13 protein-coding genes and 2 pseudogenes are annotated in these 17,748 nt (G+C 67.0%); 6 read left to right on the forward strand and 9 right to left on the reverse strand.

The genetic code is table 11. From position 1 onward, the window contains the following. Positions 1-105: 105 nt before the first annotated feature. Complete coding sequence (locus EKE94_RS09450; RefSeq protein ID WP_235855967.1) at positions 106-1,725, forward strand: mannose-1-phosphate guanylyltransferase/mannose-6-phosphate isomerase; 1,620 nt, start codon at positions 106-108, stop codon at positions 1,723-1,725. Between the two features lie 223 nt (positions 1,726-1,948). On the opposite strand, the gene EKE94_RS09455 is transcribed toward EKE94_RS09450, so the two are convergent. After that, complete coding sequence (locus EKE94_RS09455) at positions 1,949-2,902, reverse strand: YihY/virulence factor BrkB family protein (protein ID WP_127906380.1); 954 nt, start codon at positions 2,900-2,902, stop codon at positions 1,949-1,951. Positions 2,903-3,190: 288 nt separating this feature from the next. On the opposite strand from EKE94_RS09455, the gene EKE94_RS09460 reads away from it, so the two are divergent. Then, positions 3,191-4,126, forward strand: a complete 936-nt coding sequence (locus tag EKE94_RS09460; protein WP_127906381.1) for a cyclase family protein — start codon at positions 3,191-3,193, stop codon at positions 4,124-4,126. A 435-nt stretch (positions 4,127-4,561) separates the two neighbouring features. Here EKE94_RS09460 and EKE94_RS09465 read toward each other — a convergent pair whose 3' ends face one another. After that, complete coding sequence (locus tag EKE94_RS09465) at positions 4,562-5,479, reverse strand: MYG1 family protein (RefSeq protein WP_127906382.1); 918 nt, start codon at positions 5,477-5,479, stop codon at positions 4,562-4,564. Positions 5,480-5,957: 478 nt separating this feature from the next. Between EKE94_RS09465 and EKE94_RS09470 the strand changes: the two genes are divergently transcribed. Further along, a complete protein-coding gene (locus EKE94_RS09470; protein WP_127906383.1) occupies positions 5,958-7,406 on the forward strand; it encodes an aldehyde dehydrogenase in 1,449 nt (482 codons plus the stop codon). A gap of 607 nt (positions 7,407-8,013) precedes the next feature. On the opposite strand, the pseudogene EKE94_RS09475 reads toward EKE94_RS09470, so the two are convergent. The 4 genes and pseudogenes from EKE94_RS09475 to EKE94_RS09490 all read right to left on the reverse strand — a co-directional run. Continuing rightward, positions 8,014-8,115 (reverse strand): annotated as a pseudogene (locus EKE94_RS09475) (transposase); the annotation flags it as partial. Positions 8,116-8,200: 85 nt separating this feature from the next. Continuing rightward, entirely contained in the window at positions 8,201-8,995 is a 795-nt protein-coding gene (attM, locus tag EKE94_RS09480) for an AttM family quorum-quenching N-acyl homoserine lactonase (RefSeq protein WP_164870875.1), read from the reverse strand. Positions 8,996-9,088: 93 nt separating this feature from the next. Further along, positions 9,089-10,249, reverse strand: a complete 1,161-nt coding sequence (locus EKE94_RS09485; protein ID WP_127906384.1) for an iron-containing alcohol dehydrogenase — start codon at positions 10,247-10,249, stop codon at positions 9,089-9,091. A 20-nt stretch (positions 10,250-10,269) separates the two neighbouring features. Beyond that, complete coding sequence (locus EKE94_RS09490) at positions 10,270-11,733, reverse strand: NAD-dependent succinate-semialdehyde dehydrogenase (protein WP_127906385.1); 1,464 nt, start codon at positions 11,731-11,733, stop codon at positions 10,270-10,272. 60 nt (positions 11,734-11,793) lie between these two features. On the opposite strand from EKE94_RS09490, the gene EKE94_RS09495 reads away from it, so the two are divergent. Then, the gene (locus tag EKE94_RS09495; RefSeq protein WP_127906875.1) at positions 11,794-12,612 is read left to right on the forward strand and encodes an IclR family transcriptional regulator; all 819 of its coding nucleotides are present in this window, start codon (positions 11,794-11,796) and stop codon (positions 12,610-12,612) included. Here the strand turns inward: EKE94_RS09495 and EKE94_RS09500 are convergent. Further along, positions 12,566-13,039, reverse strand: a pseudogene (locus EKE94_RS09500) (hypothetical protein); the annotation flags it as partial. The gene EKE94_RS09495 and the pseudogene EKE94_RS09500 sit on opposite strands and share 47 nt — an antisense overlap. Positions 13,040-13,163: 124 nt before the next feature. Between EKE94_RS09500 and EKE94_RS09505 the strand changes: the two are divergent. Together EKE94_RS09505 and EKE94_RS09510 are read left to right on the forward strand one after the other, a co-directional pair. Continuing rightward, positions 13,164-14,558 (forward strand): MFS transporter, encoded by a 1,395-nt coding sequence (locus EKE94_RS09505; protein WP_235855969.1) that lies wholly within the window; start codon positions 13,164-13,166, stop codon positions 14,556-14,558. Then, positions 14,555-15,190 (forward strand): SAM-dependent methyltransferase, encoded by a 636-nt coding sequence (locus tag EKE94_RS09510; RefSeq protein ID WP_127906387.1) that lies wholly within the window; start codon positions 14,555-14,557, stop codon positions 15,188-15,190. Before EKE94_RS09505 ends, EKE94_RS09510 begins: the two co-directional genes overlap by 4 nt. A gap of 521 nt (positions 15,191-15,711) precedes the next feature. Here EKE94_RS09510 and EKE94_RS09515 read toward each other — a convergent pair. Next, entirely contained in the window at positions 15,712-16,740 is a 1,029-nt protein-coding gene (locus EKE94_RS09515) for a zinc-dependent alcohol dehydrogenase (RefSeq protein WP_127906388.1), read from the reverse strand. Next, positions 16,737-17,747 (reverse strand): branched-chain amino acid ABC transporter permease, encoded by a 1,011-nt coding sequence (locus EKE94_RS09520; RefSeq protein WP_127906389.1) that lies wholly within the window; start codon positions 17,745-17,747, stop codon positions 16,737-16,739. Before EKE94_RS09520 ends, EKE94_RS09515 begins: the two co-directional genes overlap by 4 nt. Between the last annotated feature and the right edge of the window lies 1 nt (position 17,748).

A 17,748-nucleotide genomic window follows, 5' to 3' on the forward strand; every position in this document is an offset into this window, starting at 1 on the left:
CGCGTGGGGGATGATTCGCGCGCGAATCGCTAAAATTCAACTTAAAGCCGATCTTGCTTCGTGTCCCTGTCCCGGTAACCTTGGCGTGGGGTGCATGGAGATGCCATGATTACTCCGATCCTTCTTGGCGGCGGATCGGGCACCCGGCTCTGGCCGGTGTCGCGCCGCAGCTACCCCAAGCAGTTCGCGCCCCTTTTCGAGGGTCTCAGCCTGTTCCAGGCCACGGCGCATCGCTTCGACGCACCGGGCTTCGCCGCCCCCGTTGTCGTGACGGCCGAGCCGTTTCGCTTTGTCGCCCAGATGCAGTTGCAGGCATGCGACATTCCCCCCGCCGCGCTGGTGGTCGAGCCTGCCCCGCGCAATACCGCAGCTGCCGCGCTGGCCGGGGCGCTGATCCTGGCGCCCGAAACGCTGCCGAAGGGCGCCGCCCCGATCACCTGGGCCGCGCCGGGACAGGCCACCATATGGGAGGCTCCGGTCCAGGACGTCACGATGCAGGACGTCACGAGACAGGATGCCGCGCTGCAAAACATGGGCGCCGGCTTCGCCGAGGCGCCCGTGGGCCGCTTTCCTTTCCTCCCGCCCGGGACGGCCCCCTCGGCAAATGGCTGCGGCGCCGACCCGCTCTTGCTGCTGACGCCCTGCGACCACGCGATCCCGGACCCCGAGGGGTTTCGCGCGGCGGTCCTGCGCGCCGTCCCCGCCGCGCGGGCCGGGCGGATCGTCACCTTCGGCATCCGGCCCGACGGCCCCGAGACGGGGTATGGCTGGCTCGACCTCGGGGATCCGCGCGGGGGCACGGGGCTGCGGGACCTTCGGGGCTTTGTAGAAAAGCCCTCGGCCGAGCACGCGGCGCGGATGCTGGAGGCGGGCAATTCCCTGTGGAACGCGGGCGTCTTCCTGGCCCGGCTGTCGACCTTGCGCGCGGCGTTCCGCACCCATGCGCCCCGGGTCGCGGCCACGGTCGAGGCCGCGATGGCCGACGCCCGTCCCGACATGGCCTTCCTGCGCCCCGACGCCGCGGCCTGGGACCACGTGCCCGACATATCGATCGACCACGCGGTGATGGAGAAGGCCGGCAACCTGAGCGTGGCGCCCTATGACGACGCGTGGTCCGACCTGGGCTCGTGGGAGGCGATCTGGCAGGAGATGCCGCAGGACAACGCGGGCAACGCGCTTCAGGGCGCCGCCACGGCGATCGACTGCTCGGACACGCTTTTGCGCAGCGAGGCCGAGGGCATAAGGGTCGTGGGCATCGGGCTTGAAGACATGATCGCGGTGGCGATGCCCGACGCCGTACTGGTGGCCCCGCGCGCCCGCTCGCAAGAGGTGGGCCGGGCGGTGACCGCGCTGCGCGCTCACGGCGCGCGGCAGGCCGACGCCTTTCCCCGCGATCACCGCCCCTGGGGGTGGTTCGAGACGCTGGCGCTGGGCGACCGGTTCCAGGTCAAGCGACTGCACGTGGCCCCGGGCGCGGCGCTCAGCCTGCAAAGCCATGTCCACCGGGCCGAACACTGGGTGGTGGTACAGGGCACCGCCCGCGTGACGCTGGACGACGACATCCGCCTGCTGGGCGAGAACCAGTCGATCTACATCCCCCTCGGCGCGCGCCACCGGCTGGAAAACCCCGGGCTGATCCCGATGATCCTGATCGAGGTGCAGACGGGCAGCTACCTGCAGGAAGACGACATCACCCGGTACGAGGATATCTATGCCCGGTCCTGACAGGCGCGCCGGGCGGGCCCTGAGGGCCGGCCGGGGCGCATAACCGATCCGCCGCGAAACGGTCGCGGACGCCCGGTGGGGCGGCATCGGGATGCGACCGGCGACGGCGCTGGACATGCGGATCTTCGGGGGGGCCGGGCCGCTGCGCCCACGACGGCCCACGCAGCCGGGCCTCAGGGCCGTTCGGGCCGCGCGCGATGCCGTCTGGCGCGTCCTGCCGTCCTCAGCCCTCTTCGTGGTCCTTGCGCCGCAGGGCGTAGGCGAGGCGCCGGATGCGCACGGCACGGTTCAGCTCGCCCCCGAAGATCAGGATCAGCGCGGCAAGGTACATGAAGTAAAGCGTCGCCACGATCCCGGCGAGCCCGGCATAATAGCTGGTATAGGCCGCAAAGGTCGACAGATAGACCGAGTAGAGCGCCGTCAGGATCGTCCACGCGGTCACGGTAAAGAGAACCCCGGGCCAGATGCTGGAGAACCGCGTCCGCCGGGCGGGAAGGATCGCATGCGCGGCAAAGAGCGCGGCCAGCAGTATCACCGCCGCCGCCGGATAGCGGATCAGCCCGACCGTCACCGACGCCGGGTCGAAGCTGGGCAGAAGTCGGTGCAGGAGCGACCCCGCCCGCGGTGCCAGCACCAGAAGATAGCCCACCAGCACCAGCACCAGCCCCGCGAACAGCACCACCACCGCCTGCACCGCGTAAAGCACCGGTGCCGGGCGCGTTTCGCGCACGCCGTAGGCGCGGTTCAGCCCGACGCGCACGCCGTCCACCCCGCCGACGGCGAACCAGATCGTCAGCAGGATCCCGATCCCCAGCGCGCCGCCGCGCTGGACCGTCATCACCTTCTGCACCTCGGACACCATGGGCTCGACCAGGGTTTCGGGGACGATGGCGATCAGGAACCCGGTCAGGTCCTCGGCCATCGACGCGTCACCGATGAAGGCGGTCAGCGAACTGGTGAAGATCAGGAAGGGAAATATCGCCAGCAGCGCCCGGAACGCCACGTTGCCGGCCAGCCCGAAGGCATCATCGCTCCACAGCCGCAGGACCGCCTCGCGCAGGACGGCCAACGCCACGCGCCAGCCCCTGCCGGTCAGCAGGTCCTCGGGGTTGGCGCTGACGATGCCGTGGGTCATCGCGGCGTCGCGGACGGTCTCGTGGCCCTGCGGCGGTGTCATGGCCGTCCTCTGTGCGGTCTAGACAGGATCATGCTGCGACCGATTAGCGCGGATCGCGCTGCCGTGTAAGAGCGGGCGTCACCGGGGCGCGAGACCCCGCCGCCCCGGCCCGGGCAGTCGGCGCAGCCGAAGTCCGGGGGACATCCACCGTGCCGCCCCGTGCGGCAGCGGTGGCGGGAAATCGGGCAGGGACGGGAAAAGCGGCGCCCGACCCCGCAGGCCGGCTTGCCAGCCCGGGGCCCCGTGCCCTTGACTGCACCACGCACCCTGACCTGTCCGGAGACCCCCATGCCCCGCCACCTCGCCCTCCCGCTCACCCTCGCCCTGGCGCTGCCGTCGATGTCGGCCGCGCAGGACAGCCCCGGCCTTTGGGGCGCCTACGACGCGATGTTCCGCGACGCCCGCTACATCGACCTTACCCATGCGTTCGAGCCCGTGCAGGCGGTCTGGCCCGCCTTCGGTCATGCGCAGTTCCGCGCCGCGACGGCGGGCAACGCGATCGAGGGCTATGTCGACGTGGGCGAAGCCTTCACATACGAAGACCACGGCTTCGTCGCCACGGCCTATGACCTGCCCACCGACCAGTACGGCACCCAGCTGGACCCGCCGGCGCACTGGAACCCGATGGGCGCCACGATCAGCGACCTGCCCGCGACCTACGCGATCCGTCCGCTGGTCGTCATCGACATCTCGGGCAAGGTGGCCGAGGACGCGGGCTATCACCTGCAGGTCGCCGACATCGACGCGTGGGAGGCGGCGCATGGCAGAATTCCCGAGGGGTCGGTCGTCATGGTGCGCTCGGACTGGCACAAGCGCTGGGACGATATCGAGCGGTTCAACCAGAAGCCCTTTCCGGGCGTCGGGCTGGAGGCGCTGAAGCTGCTGCACGAAGAGCGGGGCATCCTGTTTCACGGGCACGAGCCGCTGGATACCGACACGACGCCCGACCTCGAAGGCGAGTACTGGCTGATGCACAACAACTACGCGCAGGCCGAGGGCGTCGCCAACCTGGACGAGGTGCCCGAGGCCGGCGCGCTGATCATCGTGGGCTTTGCCAAGCCGCTGGGCGGAACGGGGGGCTATGCCCGCTATGTCGCCGTGGCCCCGGCCGACTGGGAGCATGGCGTGACCATCGACGAGATGCCGGGCGCACCGCTTCCCACCCAGACCGCCCCGCTGGCCCGGGACGAACACGGTGTCATGCGCCCGACGCCCAGCGAGTGACCCCCGGCGAGTGACATCCGCGCGGGGCGCGCGCAGGGCGCCGGGTGGCTAGGAGACACGCCGCCCGGCCGCCCGCCGCGGGGCGCGCGCACGCAGGTCGGCGGCAAAGGACGAATCGGAGGTTCAGGGGAGAACCAGGGACGTGATCAGCAGGAAGGCTCCGGAGACGGCAAGGCCTGAACGCCAAGCCTTCCTGTCCTGGCGCCTTCCGCAGGGCGCCCGGCGACTGCGCAGGATGCGTTCATGGACGCGCACGGATCGACCCACGACCGAGGGCCGCCGCGCTGCATTTCTGTTCGGGCCGGGCATAAGCCCGAACATATCAGGCCATCGCGTGACACCCGCGGGCGCGATGTCCCTGCCCCCGCCGGCGGCCCGGGGCGGGACTGTGCCCGGGCCCGCGCCACGGCCGGGGCGCAAGGGGCTGTCGCCGGCTCAGCCTGCCTCGGCCACGGCGATGTCGGCCATCCGCAGGACGGCATCGCGCGTGGCGGCGACCGCGATGAAACGACCGTTGTGGCAGAACTTCGCCCCCGGCACGCCCGACGCGGCCTCGAGCGCGGCGTCGGTCAGGCCGGCCCAGGCGGCGGGCAGATCGGCGCGGGCTTCGAAACTGTCGGCGCTCTTGCGGATGGTGGTCAGCGCCCAGTCGTCGCCGCGGGGATGGACGACGAAGAGCAGGTGATCCGCGCCGGCGGCCTCGACCCCCGAGCGGAAGGGCATGCCCATCGGCAGTTCGAGAACCGGCGACGTTCCGGCCGCCTCGATCGCACGCAGCACGGTCGCAGCGGCGCGGCGCCTCGCTGCCTTGCCGGCGATCGACGCCTCGACGAAGGCGCGGGCGATGGGCACCGCGTCCAGGAAGGCCCGATCATCCGCACCGGGCGCGCGGTCGTCGTAGACGGGCTTCAGCGTCTCCAGCAGCTTCGGCAGCGTCAGCCCCGACAGCGGCCCGGCGGCCGCAGGGTCCAGCGCGCCGTTGTCCAGAAGATCGACCGGCAGCACGAAGCCCGCGTCGAAGCTGGCATGGATGTCGGCCACGTCCTCTTCCGGCACCGACAGCGCGCGCAGGTAATCCGCGCCGTAATGCGCCCAGATCAGGCCGAACGAACTGTAGGGCTGGCCATCCTCGCGCAGCGGATTGGGGCGCTGATGGTGGTCGAAGATCCGCGCCTCCGGGTCGTAGTTCCCGCCCACGTCGTAAACGATCCGCCCCTCGCCCGGCGTGATCCAGGCCGCATCGCGCGACCGGACGATCCGGGCGTCGGGGAACAGCCGCGTGAGGATCACGGAGGACAGCAGTTCATCGGCGTGGAAACCGCCGGAATGGGTCACTAGGTGGGTAATGGTCATGGGCCGTCCTGAGGGTCGGTGGGAAAAGTGAACTCCGGCGCCGACGGCCCCGGTGGCGCGGTCGATCCGGCACCGGGGCCGAACGGGGGCCGACCGGGGCGGGCCGAACCGGCCCGGGCCGCCATCCTGCGGTGCCGGACCCGGGCCCCGCCGCGGCAAGAGTGTCCGGGAAGGGTGAAGATCGGGAGGAAGGGTAAAGCAGATCGCGCGGGGTTACAAAGCGTTTCGCCCCACCCTACCCGGCCGCGTGGCGGCCCGGTCAGGGGCGTGCGCGGCGCCCCCCTTCGCAGTCCTCCGCCCGCCGTCCCGTCGCCCTGCCCACACGCCGTCGCGTCGTCGCGTCGTCCCGTCGCACGGAACCTCGGTCGACGCGGTTGGATTGGGCAGCGACACCGTGGATACTGGCGGCGTCGCGCGCAGCGGGCCCCGCCATGGCGGGCCTGTCGCCGCCAAACGAACCCCGAGGGAGGAGACAGAGATGGACGTCGGATTGCTGATCGATAACGAGGACGTGGCAGCCAGCGGCGGAGGCCTGTTCGAACGGGCCAACCCCGTCGACGGTGCCGTTGCCACCAAGGCCGCTGCCGCCAGGGCCGAGGATGTCGACCGGGCCGTGCAGGCCGCCCATGCAGCTTTTGGCCCGTGGTCCGCCACCGGGCCCAGCGAACGGCGCAAGATCCTGAATAAGGCCGCCGACCTGATGGACGAATGGACGCCGAAGTTCATCGAGGTCGGCATCGCCGAAACCGGCGGCACCGGCGCGTGGCACGGCTTCAACTGCATGTTCGCCGCCAAGATCCTGCGCGAGGCCGCCGCCGCGACCACCCAGATCAAGGGCGAGGTCATCCCCTCGGACCGTCCCGGTTCGCTGTCGATGGCCTACCGCCAGCCGGTGGGCGTGCTGGTGGGCATGGCGCCGTGGAACGCCGCCCAGATCCTCGGCACGCGGGCCTTTGCCCTGCCGATCGCCTGCGGCAACACGGTGGTTCTGAAAGCCTCGGAAAAATGCCCCGCAACGCACCGGATGCTGGCCGACGTGATGACCGCCGCCGGCCTGCCCAAGGGGGTGCTGAACGTCGTCACCCATGGCGCCGACGACGCGCCCGAGGTCGTCAACGCGCTGGTCGACCATCCCCTGACCCGGCGGATCAACTTCACGGGCTCCACCCGCGTTGGCCGGATCATCGCCGAACGCGCGGCAAAGCACCTCAAGCCCTGCCTGCTCGAACTCGGGGGCAAGGCGCCCCTGGTGGTCTTGGACGATGCCCACATCGCGGGCGCGGTCAACGCGGCCAATTTCGGCGCCTTCATGAACTCGGGCCAGATCTGCATGTCGACCGAGCGGATCATCGTCGATGACAAGGTGGCGGACGCCTTCACCAGCGCCTTCGCGGACAAGGCCGCGGCGCTGGTTGCGGGGCCGCCGACGGAACAGGTCCACCTGGGCAGCGTGATCGACGCCTCCTGCATCGAGCATGTCGCGGCGCTTCTGGCCGATGCCGAGGAGAAGGGCGCCAAGCGGCTGTGCGGCGGTCTGCCCGAAAGCGGCACCATCATGCCCGCCACCATCCTCGACCACGTCACGCCCGAGATGCGGATCTATGGCGAGGAAAGCTTCGGCCCCATCGTGTCGATCATCCGCGCGCGGGACACCGACCATGCGGTTGAGCTGGCGAACGACACCGATTACGGCCTGTCCTCGTCTGTCTTCGGGCAGGACATCCGGCGGGCGATGGACGTGGCCCGCCGGATCCAGGCCGGGATCTGCCACGTCAACGGCCCCACGGTTTTCGACGAGGCCCAGATGCCCTTCGGTGGTGTGAAGGACAGCGGGTACGGTCGCTTCGGCGGCAGCGCCGGCATCGACGCCTTTACCGAACTGCGCTGGATCACGGTCGAGGATCCCGAGCAGCCCTACCCGTTCTGACGGCAGCCCCCGCCCGTGCAGCGCTCCGGCGTTCGCACGGGCGACCCCGACCACTCCGCCGCCCGTTCCTGCATCCCCATCGCGCAGGCCCGCCGCCCGAAGGTAGCCGGGGGCGTGTGGCACTCAGTAAGTCGGGGCAAGGTCGTCTCTATGCGGCCTGAAAAATAGTCTGAAATTAATGAGTTAATTTAGAGCATTTCGGACTGCGACGGCGTTGTTGCGGGCCTCACCCCTGAGGCATGACTCAGGGCTTACCCCTTTGATGTTATGCACCGCGAAGGATCTTGGGGTGCCGAGTGCATCGAAGCGGTTCATGAGTGCGACGGGGATGTGGATCCCGGCTGTTCGGCGGTCAGGACCCCGGGCAGCGATGCGTTCAGCGAAGGCTTTGAAACCTCGCATCTTCGCCACGACGCGGTTCAGCACGTGGCATCCTGCCCAAGGCTTCCAGACTGCGCGACCGGAGTATTTCATGACGCGCAGCGTCTCGCTGAGCCTTTGCCGCCGGGCAATCTTCCTGCCGGGCGCGCCCGGTCTTTTCGAACGCGGCAGCCAGCCGTTCGGTGATGGCCGCATGGAAACGGCAGGGTGAAGGGCGTCGTGGAAACAGGCCGGTGGTCTGCCTTGAGGGCAGTTTGAACAGACCCTTTACCGACAAACAGAACTGGATGGCGGCTTCCGAGAAGACGGGTGGACGGCCGGGCCGCCCTTCGTGCGGCACCCCCGAAGAAGGCGCCGCTTTTCTTGGTTCGCCAGTCATGCACAGGCGGTCAGCCCAGATGCATCGTGGCCGGTCAGCTGTAGTATTCCGGCGCCTGCTTGAAGCCCGGCCAGGCGTCCGGGTCATGGCCGGTCACGACGGTTGCGCCGGTCTTTTCGGCGAGGGCGCGCAGCTTTTGCACCGAACGCACCGCGTCCACCGTGGAAGCCAGGAACCCCGGCAGCGATTTCTCCTCCCAGTGATCGGTCGTGTAGGCGGCATCGATGGCCAGCAGCATCGGACCAGACTGCGGCAGGTTCACGAGGATGGACTGGTGCCCCGGCGCGTGGCCGGGCGAGAACACGGTGATCAGAGAGCCGTCGCCGTAAACATCGAAATGATCGTCGGCCGTGCCCTCGAGAAACTGCCACTTGAGGCCCGGCTTGTCGAAGTCCTTGCGGATGTAGCCCCCCGCGGCAAACCAATCGGGCGTGTAGGCATATTCGTACTCGGCCCGCTGGACGATATGTGTTGCATTCGGAAAGCGGCCGATGGCGCCGGTGTGGTCGAGATGCAGGTGCGACTGAAGGACGTACTTCACGTCTTCGGGCTTCACGCCGATTTTCTCAAGCTGCGCGACGCAGCCCTCGTCTTCGGACATTTCGGGCCAGTAGACATCGCAGATCCCGCCCCAATGACCGCGCGGGTCGGTGGCGCATTCGACGGCATTGCCCCCGTCGATGATGGTGTGGCCCTTGGGGTGCGTAAGCAGGAAGAACGGCACTGGGATGGCATAATCGGCGCCGTTCCCTTCGTTCATCTTGATGTTGTGGACCTTACATTTCAGCGTTCCGGTCTGGAACATGTAGAGGCGGATATCATCGGTCATTCAGGTGTCTCCTCCTTGATCTTCTGGCCTCGGCAACCCCGGCCGGGGGTATCGCACCGGCGGGCAGGATCGCCCGCCCTGGATGCGCCGTCCTCAATAGGCTTCGCGGTAGAGCTCGAGCGCGACATCCTCGGTCACCTCGACGGGGTTGTTCACCAGCAGGCGCTGCTGCTTCATCGCGTCCGAGGCGAGCATCGAGAGACTGTTATCCGTCACATCGACATCTCTCAGGCGGCGCGGCGCACCGCTTTCGTCCATCAGCTTGAGCATGTGGGTCACGAACGCCTCGGACCGCTCCTCGGCGTTGCCCTGGCCCGGGACCGATACCGCGTCTGCCAGCTCGGCATAGAGCGGGGCGGCGACCTTGGCGTTCATGCGCAAAACAGGACCCAGCATCAGCGCGTTGGTCAGCCCATGCGGAAGGTGGAAATGCCCGCCCAGCGGGTAGGCCAGCGCATGCACGGCGGCAACGGGCGAATTGGCAAAGGCCTGGCCTGCCAGCATCGCGCCCAGCAGCATGTTTTCGCGCGCTTCCCGGTTTTTCCCGTCCTTGCACGCATCAAGCAGGCTGCCGCTCAGCAATCTCAGGGCCTCTCGGGCCAGCGCGTCCGACAGCGGGTTCTTCTTGAACTTCGACGTATAGGCTTCGATCGCATGCACCATCGCATCGATGCCGGTGGCTGCGGTGTGAAGCTGCGGCAGGCCAACGGTCAGCTCGGCGTCGAGCAGCACGAAATCGGCATAGAGCTGGGGCGACACGACACCCATCTTCGTGGTCTCGCCGGTGGTGATGATCGAGATGTTCGTCACTTCCGAGCCGGTTCCGGCGGTCGTCGGCACCAGGGCCAGCGGCACGCGGTCGCCCGTGACGTTGCCGATGCCATACATTTCGGAGAGTGGCTGGTCGGATCCGATCAGCACCGCGACAAGCTTGGCAATGTCGAGCGATGAGCCGCCGCCGAGACCCAGCACGATGTCCACGCCGTGGTCGCGGGCCGTTTCCGCGCAGCCACGCACGATCCTTTCGGGGGGATCCGCGACAACCTCGTCAAACAAGGTTACCGAAAACCCAGCCTCGGTCAGCGCGGTCTCGATCGGCGCGATCAGTCCGGCATCTATCAAGCCACGATCGGTGACCAGAAGCAACTTCCGCGCCGAGAACCGCTCGGACAGAAGCGTGCCAAGCTTGGCGGCGCCGCCCCATTCCAGGTGCATGTGCGGCACGGTCGAAAAGCTGAAAGGTACAAGTGTCAAAACGCGTCCTCCTCCTGCGCTCAGCCCACGGCCGAGCAAAGATATTTGAGTTCGAGGTACTCCTCGATCCCGTGATGCGATCCTTCGCGGCCAAGCCCCGATTGCTTGATCCCCCCAAAGGGCGCGACCTCGTTGGAAATCAGGCCAGTATTGTGGCCGACCATCCCGTATTCCAGCGATTCCGACACACGCCAGACACGCGCTGCATCGGTGGTGTAGAAGTACGCGGCGAGGCCGAACTCGGTATCATTGGCCATGGCCACGACCTCATCTTCGGTCTCGAAGCGGAACAAGGGGGCGACGGGACCAAAGGTCTCTTCCCGAGCGACCCGCATGGATTGCGTCACCCCGGTCAGAATCGTCGGTTCGTAGAAGGTCGCGCCTTCGTGCGAGCGTTTGCCGCCCAGCTTTACCTTCGCGCCCTGGGCCAGAGCATCCTCGACATGCGTTTCGACCTTGGCCAGCGCGTCGTCGTCGATAAGCGGGCCGATGGTAACGCCCGCCTGGGTCCCCGCCCCGACCTTAAGCTGTGCGACACGGGCCGAGAGCTTTTCGGCAAACGCATCGTAGACGCCGGACTGAACGTAGATCCGGTTGGCGCAGACACAGGTCTGGCCGGCATTGCGATACTTGGCGATGACCGCGCCCTCGACGGCCGCGTCAAGGTCGGCGTCATCAAAGACGATGAAGGGCGCGTTGCCCCCAAGCTCCAGGGAGAGTTTCTTGATCGTCGGCGCCGACTGCTCCATCAGGATGCGCCCGACCTCGGTCGAGCCGGTAAAGCTCAGCTTACGCACCAGGTCGGATTTGGTGAGAACGCCACCGATCTCGCGTGCATCCCCGGTGATGACCTGGAAGACGCCGGCCGGAATCCCGGCCATCTCGGCCAGTCGCGCAAGGGCCAGCGCCGTGAGCGGCGTCTGCTCGGCCGGCTTGACGATCATGACGCAGCCCGCGGCAAGCGCCGGGGCCGCCTTTCGGGTGATCATTGCTGCCGGGAAGTTCCAAGGCGTGATCGCCGCAGTGACACCGATGGGCTGGCGAAGCACCATCAGGCGGTTGCCTGCAATCGGGGACGGGATCGTCTCGCCGTAAACGCGCTTGGCCTCTTCGGAGAACCACTCGACGAACGAGGCCGCATATAGCGCCTCGCCCTTGGCTTCGGCCAGCGGCTTGCCCTGTTCGGCCGTCATCAGCACGGCGAGATCGTCGGCATTCTCTGTCATCAGATCGAACCAGCGGCGCAGGATTTGCGCACGTTCCTTCGCGGTCTTTGCCGCCCAGGCTGGGAAAGCCGCGTCGGCATCGGCGATTGCGCGTTCGGTCTGTGCGGCGCCCATCCGCGGCACCCGGGCGATCTCGAGACCGGTGGCAGGGTCCGTCACCGCAAAACTCTGCTCGGCGCCGGCCCAGCCAGAGGCCAGCCAGCATTCGCTCCGCAACAACTCAGGATCCGTCAATTTCAACGTTGCATCCTCCCCCATGCGCTGTATGGTTCAATATATAGAACCTGATTCGCTATATTGATTATCTGGATCGTACTTATGCCGTCAAGCGAAGCAGCAAAACCGAAAGGCGGAGAACCGCGGATCACAGGGGGAACAAGCGTTCCGGCCCTGCGGCGCGCCGTTGCGGTTATGGATTGCATTTCAAGGGCTTCGGGCGAGGTTACGGCGGTCGCCCTTGCGCGCGAACTCGGGATCCCGAAAAGCACGCTTCATGGGCTTCTCGCTGCCATGGAAGAGCTCGAGCTGATCTATCGCGACGCGCATGGAGCGATTCAGACGGGCCCTCGTCCCCTTGCCTGGAGCCGCGACTTCATCGCCCGGTCGGATCTGGCCGGGGCCTTCAATCGCTATTTCGCCAGCCGGGTCGAGAATGCGCAGCGTCTGGCGGGCTACACGATCACCATGACGGTGCGCGACGGACGGGACGTGGTCTACATCGCATGTTCCCGCGCCAGTCAGCCGCTCGGCGTCGAATTCCAGGTCGGAATGCGGCTTCCCGCGCCCTTCACCGCGACCGGCAAGGCCTTGCTTGGCATGCTCTCTGATGAAGAACTCCACGCGCTCTTCGAACCTGAGTTCCCGCCGCCACTGACCCGGTTCAGCGTAAGGGGCATCTCGGCGCTTCGCGACAGCATGCAAGGCCAGGACGAGCGCGGCTACTCGATCGATGACGGCGAAACCCGGGAAGGCATGATTTGCCTCGGCTCAACGGTACACGACCATAGCGGCCAGGTGCGCGCCGGACTGGCCCTGTCGGTCACCCGTACGGAGGCGAAGTCGGCCGGTACCGAAACGCTCGGCGCGGCTCTCAAGGCTGCAGCCGACGATATTTCGGTCCTGCTTGGAGCTCCATAGGCTTCGCTGAAGAGCCCATTCCGCGAAGACGACAGCTTCTGTCCTTCACCCGCCTCCAGACGCAGCCTTGGGCTGTAGCCGGCGAAACTACTGCCCAAGATTGTCCACGGCCCAAGTCACGCCGTGGCTGACCAGAAGAGCGGTCGCTCGCCGCGGCCTGTCGATAGGTCAGGACGGGCTCGAAGGCGACCTGCGCCGACGCAGCGGTTCGGGCGCCCGGCAGCCCGCCGCGGCCGTCGCTCACGGCACGAAGCCGTCGGTCATGCCTGAAACCGGCGCCGCCTTGCCCCTTGGTGGAAGTGAGCTGCCCCGCCTCCCGCAGGTATGCAACGGTGCGGCGCACAGCGGTGGCGTTGGCTCCCAGCATCACGGAGATCTCTTCGGACGCAACCGGGCGGTCCATGTCGACCATGTGCAGAAGCACATGAAGGGCGGTTGTCGGTTCACCTGATACCCCTCACGATACTTCCTATGATACGGGAGTTGTCCGCCCGCCAATCAAGTGCCATAATGTGTTACGAAAGATTCGATCCAAGCACCAGAGTTCAGACATGACCGTGCCCACTCCGCGGGCCCGATGGCTTGCCATGGGGTTCCTCTGCCTTGGCAGTTTCATCAATCTCCTCGACGTAACCATTGTTACCGTCGCCTTGCCGCGCATTCAGTCTGACCTGGCGGCCACGCCGACACAGCTGGAATGGGTGGCGGCTATCTACGTGCTGGCGCTGGCGGCGGGGCTGCTGCCCATGGGCCGGTTCGGGGACAGTTGCGGGCGCAAGCATCTCTTCATCTTGGGGATGGTCGGTTTCACCCTCGCGTCCGCTGCATGCGCAGGGGCTTTGAGCATCACCATGTTGATCGGCGCACGTCTGGCGCAGGGGCTGTCAGCGGCGGTGATGGTGCCACAAGTGCTGGCCATCTTGAACGTGACCTTCCCGCAAGAGGAGAAGACCCGTGTCTTCGGCCTGTTTGCGGCGGTTTCCAGCCTTGCATCGGTTGCCGGACCGGTGCTTGGGGGTGGGCTAATTGCGCTCGATCCTTGGGGCTTGGACTGGCGCGCCATCTTCATGGTGAACGTGCCCTTGGGGATTGTGGCCGTCATAGGCTCGATGTTCACGGTGCCAAGAGAACGAGGCGTGTCGCGAGCGGTGGATTGGACCGGCACGACGCTTTTCGCGCTGACGACTGTCTGCCTTGTCCTGCCCCTGGTCGAGGGGCGCGCGATGGGCTGGCCATGGCCGAGCATCGTTTTGCTTGTTGCGTCCTTGCCGCTGGCGGGATTGACCGTGGGCCACATGCTGCGGCGGGGCCGTCGCGGCCGGACAGCCCTGATCCCCACCATTCTTTTGCGAAATGCGTCCTTCCTGCAGGGCCTTTGCCGGGTCGTGTTCGTGTTTTCCGGCATTCCCGGCTTCTTCCTCGTGCTGACGGTCTACTTGCAATCGATCCTCGGCTTGACGCCTCTCCAAAGCGGGCTTTCCACGGCAGCCTTTCCGGTGCGGGTCATGGCAGCCTCGATGAACGCATCGCGCTTGGGCGGTTGGCCGTTGCCTAGAAGGATCGGGATTGGCGCAGGGCTCCTCGTGGCGGGCATGGTGCTGACTGCTCTGGTGCTGTTGCAAATCGGAGCCGGCATTGCGCCGTTGCACCTTACTGTCCCGCTCCTTGCCTGCGGACTCGGGATGGGAACGGTTGTAGTGGCCTTGTTCCAGTCCGTGATGGCGACGGCCGCTCCGGCAGAATCCGGCGCTGCTTCGGGTGCGTTGCAGGCGTTTCAGCAGATCGGAGCGGCACTGGGTATCGCGATTGTCGCTGGCATCTACTTCGGCCTTTCGGCGAGGAGTGCTCCCCTCCCTGCCATGATTGCCGCCTGTCTTTATCCAATGATCCTCTTCGCGCTCCTTGGCCTCGACAGCCTGCGCCAACACGGAAGGAAAACCACGTGAAGCCGACCATACTCGATACCGACACCGCGGAAAGCTTCTGGGATCGCCATTGGTCCGGGATGACCCGGCCGAGCAGTGGAACCCCCTCCGCAGCACTCGAACGCCTCGTTGCTGGGCGTCCGGCCGGCCGCGCCGTGGACCTTGGCTGCGGGCGTGGCGATGATGCGATTTGGCTTGCCAGGAACGGATGGCAGGTGGTTGCCGTCGATGTATCGCAGACAGCCCTCGATACGGTTCGACGCAGCGCCGAGACGGCCGGGGTCGGAAGGCAGGTCACCTGCTTGCGTCACGACCTTTCCACGACGCTGCCTGACGGCCCGTTCGATCTGGTTCTTTCGATGTTCACCCATACGCCATTGGAATTCGATCGTACCGCCCTGCTCCGTGCCGCGGCTACCCTCGTTGCACCAGGGGGTCTCCTTTTGATCGCAGGGCACGGAAGCCTCGCCCCCTGGGCCTGGAGCGATCCGGAGATACAGCTCCCCAAGGCGCAGGACGTAGCTGATGCTCTGGCGCTGTTCGACTGGAACGTGATCGAGATCGCGGACCACCCGCGCGACGCGCGCGGTCCCGATGGCCAGGTCGCGCAGGTCCTCGACAGTGTTACCGCCCTGGAACGCCCGTTCGGCTAGGCGTTTCAGCTAGGGCCGGCATTGTCGCTGAACTCCGGGTCCGCATCGCTGTCCTGAAGGGATACACCGCGCTCGGCATACCCGTCACGGAAGCCATGGAATGAGTATGTCCGGGCAAAGGGAAACCTCGACCATCACCCGATTTGCGCAACAGGGTCCTGCCCTACCATCAGCCATCCCCTTGCCCCGCAAAAAGGTGCCGAAACCCCCGAAGTTCTGCACGGGGTGTCGGGAGCAGCCAGTTCGCTGACCACCGGAGAGGCGGCAAAGGGCCACAGAACCCTCCGCTTAAGGAGCGTCTTCCATGACAAACGTGTCGACCCGTGGGGCGTGGTTCGAATTCTGCGGACGTCGGCTCGGCGTCCTTTTTCAGTGTAAAGAACGGATTACCAAGCCCGGCCCACCAGAACTCTGCCGCCCGGGAACAGATGCGGACCCCGCGTGACGCAGGCCCCGGCGGCAGCATCGTCGTTAGACCGTCAACAACGCGGCGGCCCCGAAGCATCCAGCTTCGCGTGAGATCAGGATGATGACGCTACCCCGGGGCAGACCATGGTCTTGCAGGCCGTCGTCTTTGCGTAGAGGGCCGCGAAGGCGTCCGGCGTCGCATCGAGGGGCACCCGGTCTGTGACCAGAAGCTGCGGGCGCGGACCTGTCTCGGTCGAGAGAGCGTCGAGCGCCATCTCGAATTCGGCCATGTCGAAGAAGGCGGACATCGTGATCGTGGCCTCCTTGTGCAAGGCGGCAAAGCCATCGAAGCTGTCGCGCTCGACGCAGAGCCCGACGCCGACGACAGTCCCCTGCGTTGCGACCAGCGCCACGGCCCGATCGATCAGCCCCTTCCGTCCGACGCATTCGTAGACCACCTCCGGTAGGCCGCCATCCTGCTCAAGACGTGCCGCCAGGGCGTCGTCCGACAGCTCGAACCGGGTGGCGCCCATGGCCAGGGCACGGTCCTTCTGATGCGGTGCGATGTCGGCGACCACGACCTCGGCTGCGCCCAGTCGGCGAGCCCAGAATGCCACCAGCAGGCCGATGGGCCCGGCCCCGAGGACGAGGACGCGGGCGCCCGGTCGCAGCGGACGGCGCATCACCGCATGCAGGGCGACGGCCGTGGGCTCGGCCAGGGCGGCATCTTCCAGCGCCACGCCCGATGGCACAAAGCGGCACTGCCGCGCGGCCGCGACCGTGCTTTCGGCATAGCCCCCACCCTGAAGCGCCATCTGCGCACACCACGCCGGCTGCCCGGCCCTGCAGCTAGGGCAATCTCCGCAGCCCCGGAGCGGCGCGACGGCGACCCGGTCGCCGACGGCGAACTCGGTGACCTCACTCCCCAGTTCGCGGATGGTGCCTGCGAATTCGTGCCCCAGGACCGACCCTTCTGTGATCCCGAAGGTTTCGGGCGCATGGGCCATGTGCAGGTCCGAGCCGCAGATCCCGCAGGCCGCGATGTCGAGCCGGACCTCGTCGGAGGCGAGGTTGCGCCGCGGGGCCTCACCCACCACCAGGGGACGGTCAGCCCCCGCGAAAATGATCGCCTTGACGCTCATTCGATCAGCCTCCTTCGCGTTGGAAACCAGGGCGCATCGACCACGCGGGTCAGGACCCCCCATAGCCCGCCGCGCAGGTAGAGCGCCACGAACAGCGTCAGCACGCCCAGGACGACCAGGTAGGTGGCCCCGTATTCGCCAAACCACTGGTCGGCGAAGTAGAAAATCATCGCACCGATCAGCACGCCCTCGATGGAGCCGATTCCGCCGATCATCACGATGAAGATCGCGATCGAGGCCCATTCCGCGCCATAGGCCGCGGGCGGCGTGATCCTGAGTTGCGACGAGAAGTAGATCGACCCCGCCAGCCCGGTCCCCACCGCGGCGGCGACGAAGATCAGGAAGCGCAGCCGACCGACATTCACCCCCTGGCTCGCCGCCGAGACGGGATTGTCGCGCATCGCCGTCAGCGCCAGGCCATAGCGCGATCGCAGGAGCCAGTAGCTGCCGCCCACGGTCGCGATCAGCATCAGCGCACACAGAATGCAGATGCCGATGGCGCGTTCCTGGGCGCTGAACTGGGTCATGACACGCAGGCTCATCCCGGCACCGGCGTTGACGTAGCCGACATTCGTGGTGATCAGCCGCACGACCTCGGCCACGACCCATGTGCCGATGGCGAAATATGGCCCGTCGAGCCGGTGCAGCAGGCCGTAGACGGGGACCGCGAGGATAGCGGGGGCGGCCAGGCTGAGGACGATGGCGATGTAGGGATTGATGCCGAAGTTCTGTGCCAGGATGAAGGTGACATAGGCCGCCACGCCGCTGAACGCCTGCTGGCCGACCGAGACGAGCCCCGCGTAACCCGCCAGCAGGTTCCACATCTGCGCGATGGCGATGTAGCAGCACAACTCTACCACTGAGCGGATGGTCCCTTGCTCTGCCCAGAACGGCAGGCTGAGGAGGGTCGCGATCAGGCCCGCACCGATGACCATGGCGACGATGCCCGAAGCCGTCTGGGTGCGGACCGTGACGGCGGGCTCGGAGAGGGGTTGGGTCTGTGACATG

It is taken from the genome of Mesobaculum littorinae (assembly GCF_004011175.1).
GTDB classification, from domain to species: Bacteria; Pseudomonadota; Alphaproteobacteria; order Rhodobacterales; family Rhodobacteraceae; genus Tranquillimonas; species Tranquillimonas littorinae.

What these genes read in the sequence shown, in the direction of transcription:
- EKE94_RS09515 (WP_127906388.1), bottom strand. Translation starts at nt 16,740, where the DNA reads ATGAGCGTCAAGGCGATCATTTTCGCGGGGGCTGACCGTCCCCTGGTG.
- attM (WP_164870875.1), bottom strand. Translation starts at nt 8,995, where the DNA reads ATGACCGATGATATCCGCCTCTACATGTTCCAGACCGGAACGCTGAAA.
- EKE94_RS09490 (WP_127906385.1), bottom strand. Translation starts at nt 11,733, where the DNA reads ATGGGGGAGGATGCAACGTTGAAATTGACGGATCCTGAGTTGTTGCGG.
- EKE94_RS09460 (WP_127906381.1), top strand. Translation starts at nt 3,191, where the DNA reads ATGCCCCGCCACCTCGCCCTCCCGCTCACCCTCGCCCTGGCGCTGCCG.
- EKE94_RS09455 (WP_127906380.1), bottom strand. Translation starts at nt 2,902, where the DNA reads ATGACACCGCCGCAGGGCCACGAGACCGTCCGCGACGCCGCGATGACC.
- EKE94_RS09520 (WP_127906389.1), bottom strand. Translation starts at nt 17,747, where the DNA reads ATGTCACAGACCCAACCCCTCTCCGAGCCCGCCGTCACGGTCCGCACC.
- EKE94_RS09450 (WP_235855967.1), top strand. Translation starts at nt 106, where the DNA reads ATGATTACTCCGATCCTTCTTGGCGGCGGATCGGGCACCCGGCTCTGG.
- EKE94_RS09495 (WP_127906875.1), top strand. Translation starts at nt 11,794, where the DNA reads ATGCCGTCAAGCGAAGCAGCAAAACCGAAAGGCGGAGAACCGCGGATC.
- EKE94_RS09470 (WP_127906383.1), top strand. Translation starts at nt 5,958, where the DNA reads ATGGACGTCGGATTGCTGATCGATAACGAGGACGTGGCAGCCAGCGGC.
- EKE94_RS09465 (WP_127906382.1), bottom strand. Translation starts at nt 5,479, where the DNA reads ATGACCATTACCCACCTAGTGACCCATTCCGGCGGTTTCCACGCCGAT.
- EKE94_RS09505 (WP_235855969.1), top strand. Translation starts at nt 13,164, where the DNA reads ATGACCGTGCCCACTCCGCGGGCCCGATGGCTTGCCATGGGGTTCCTC.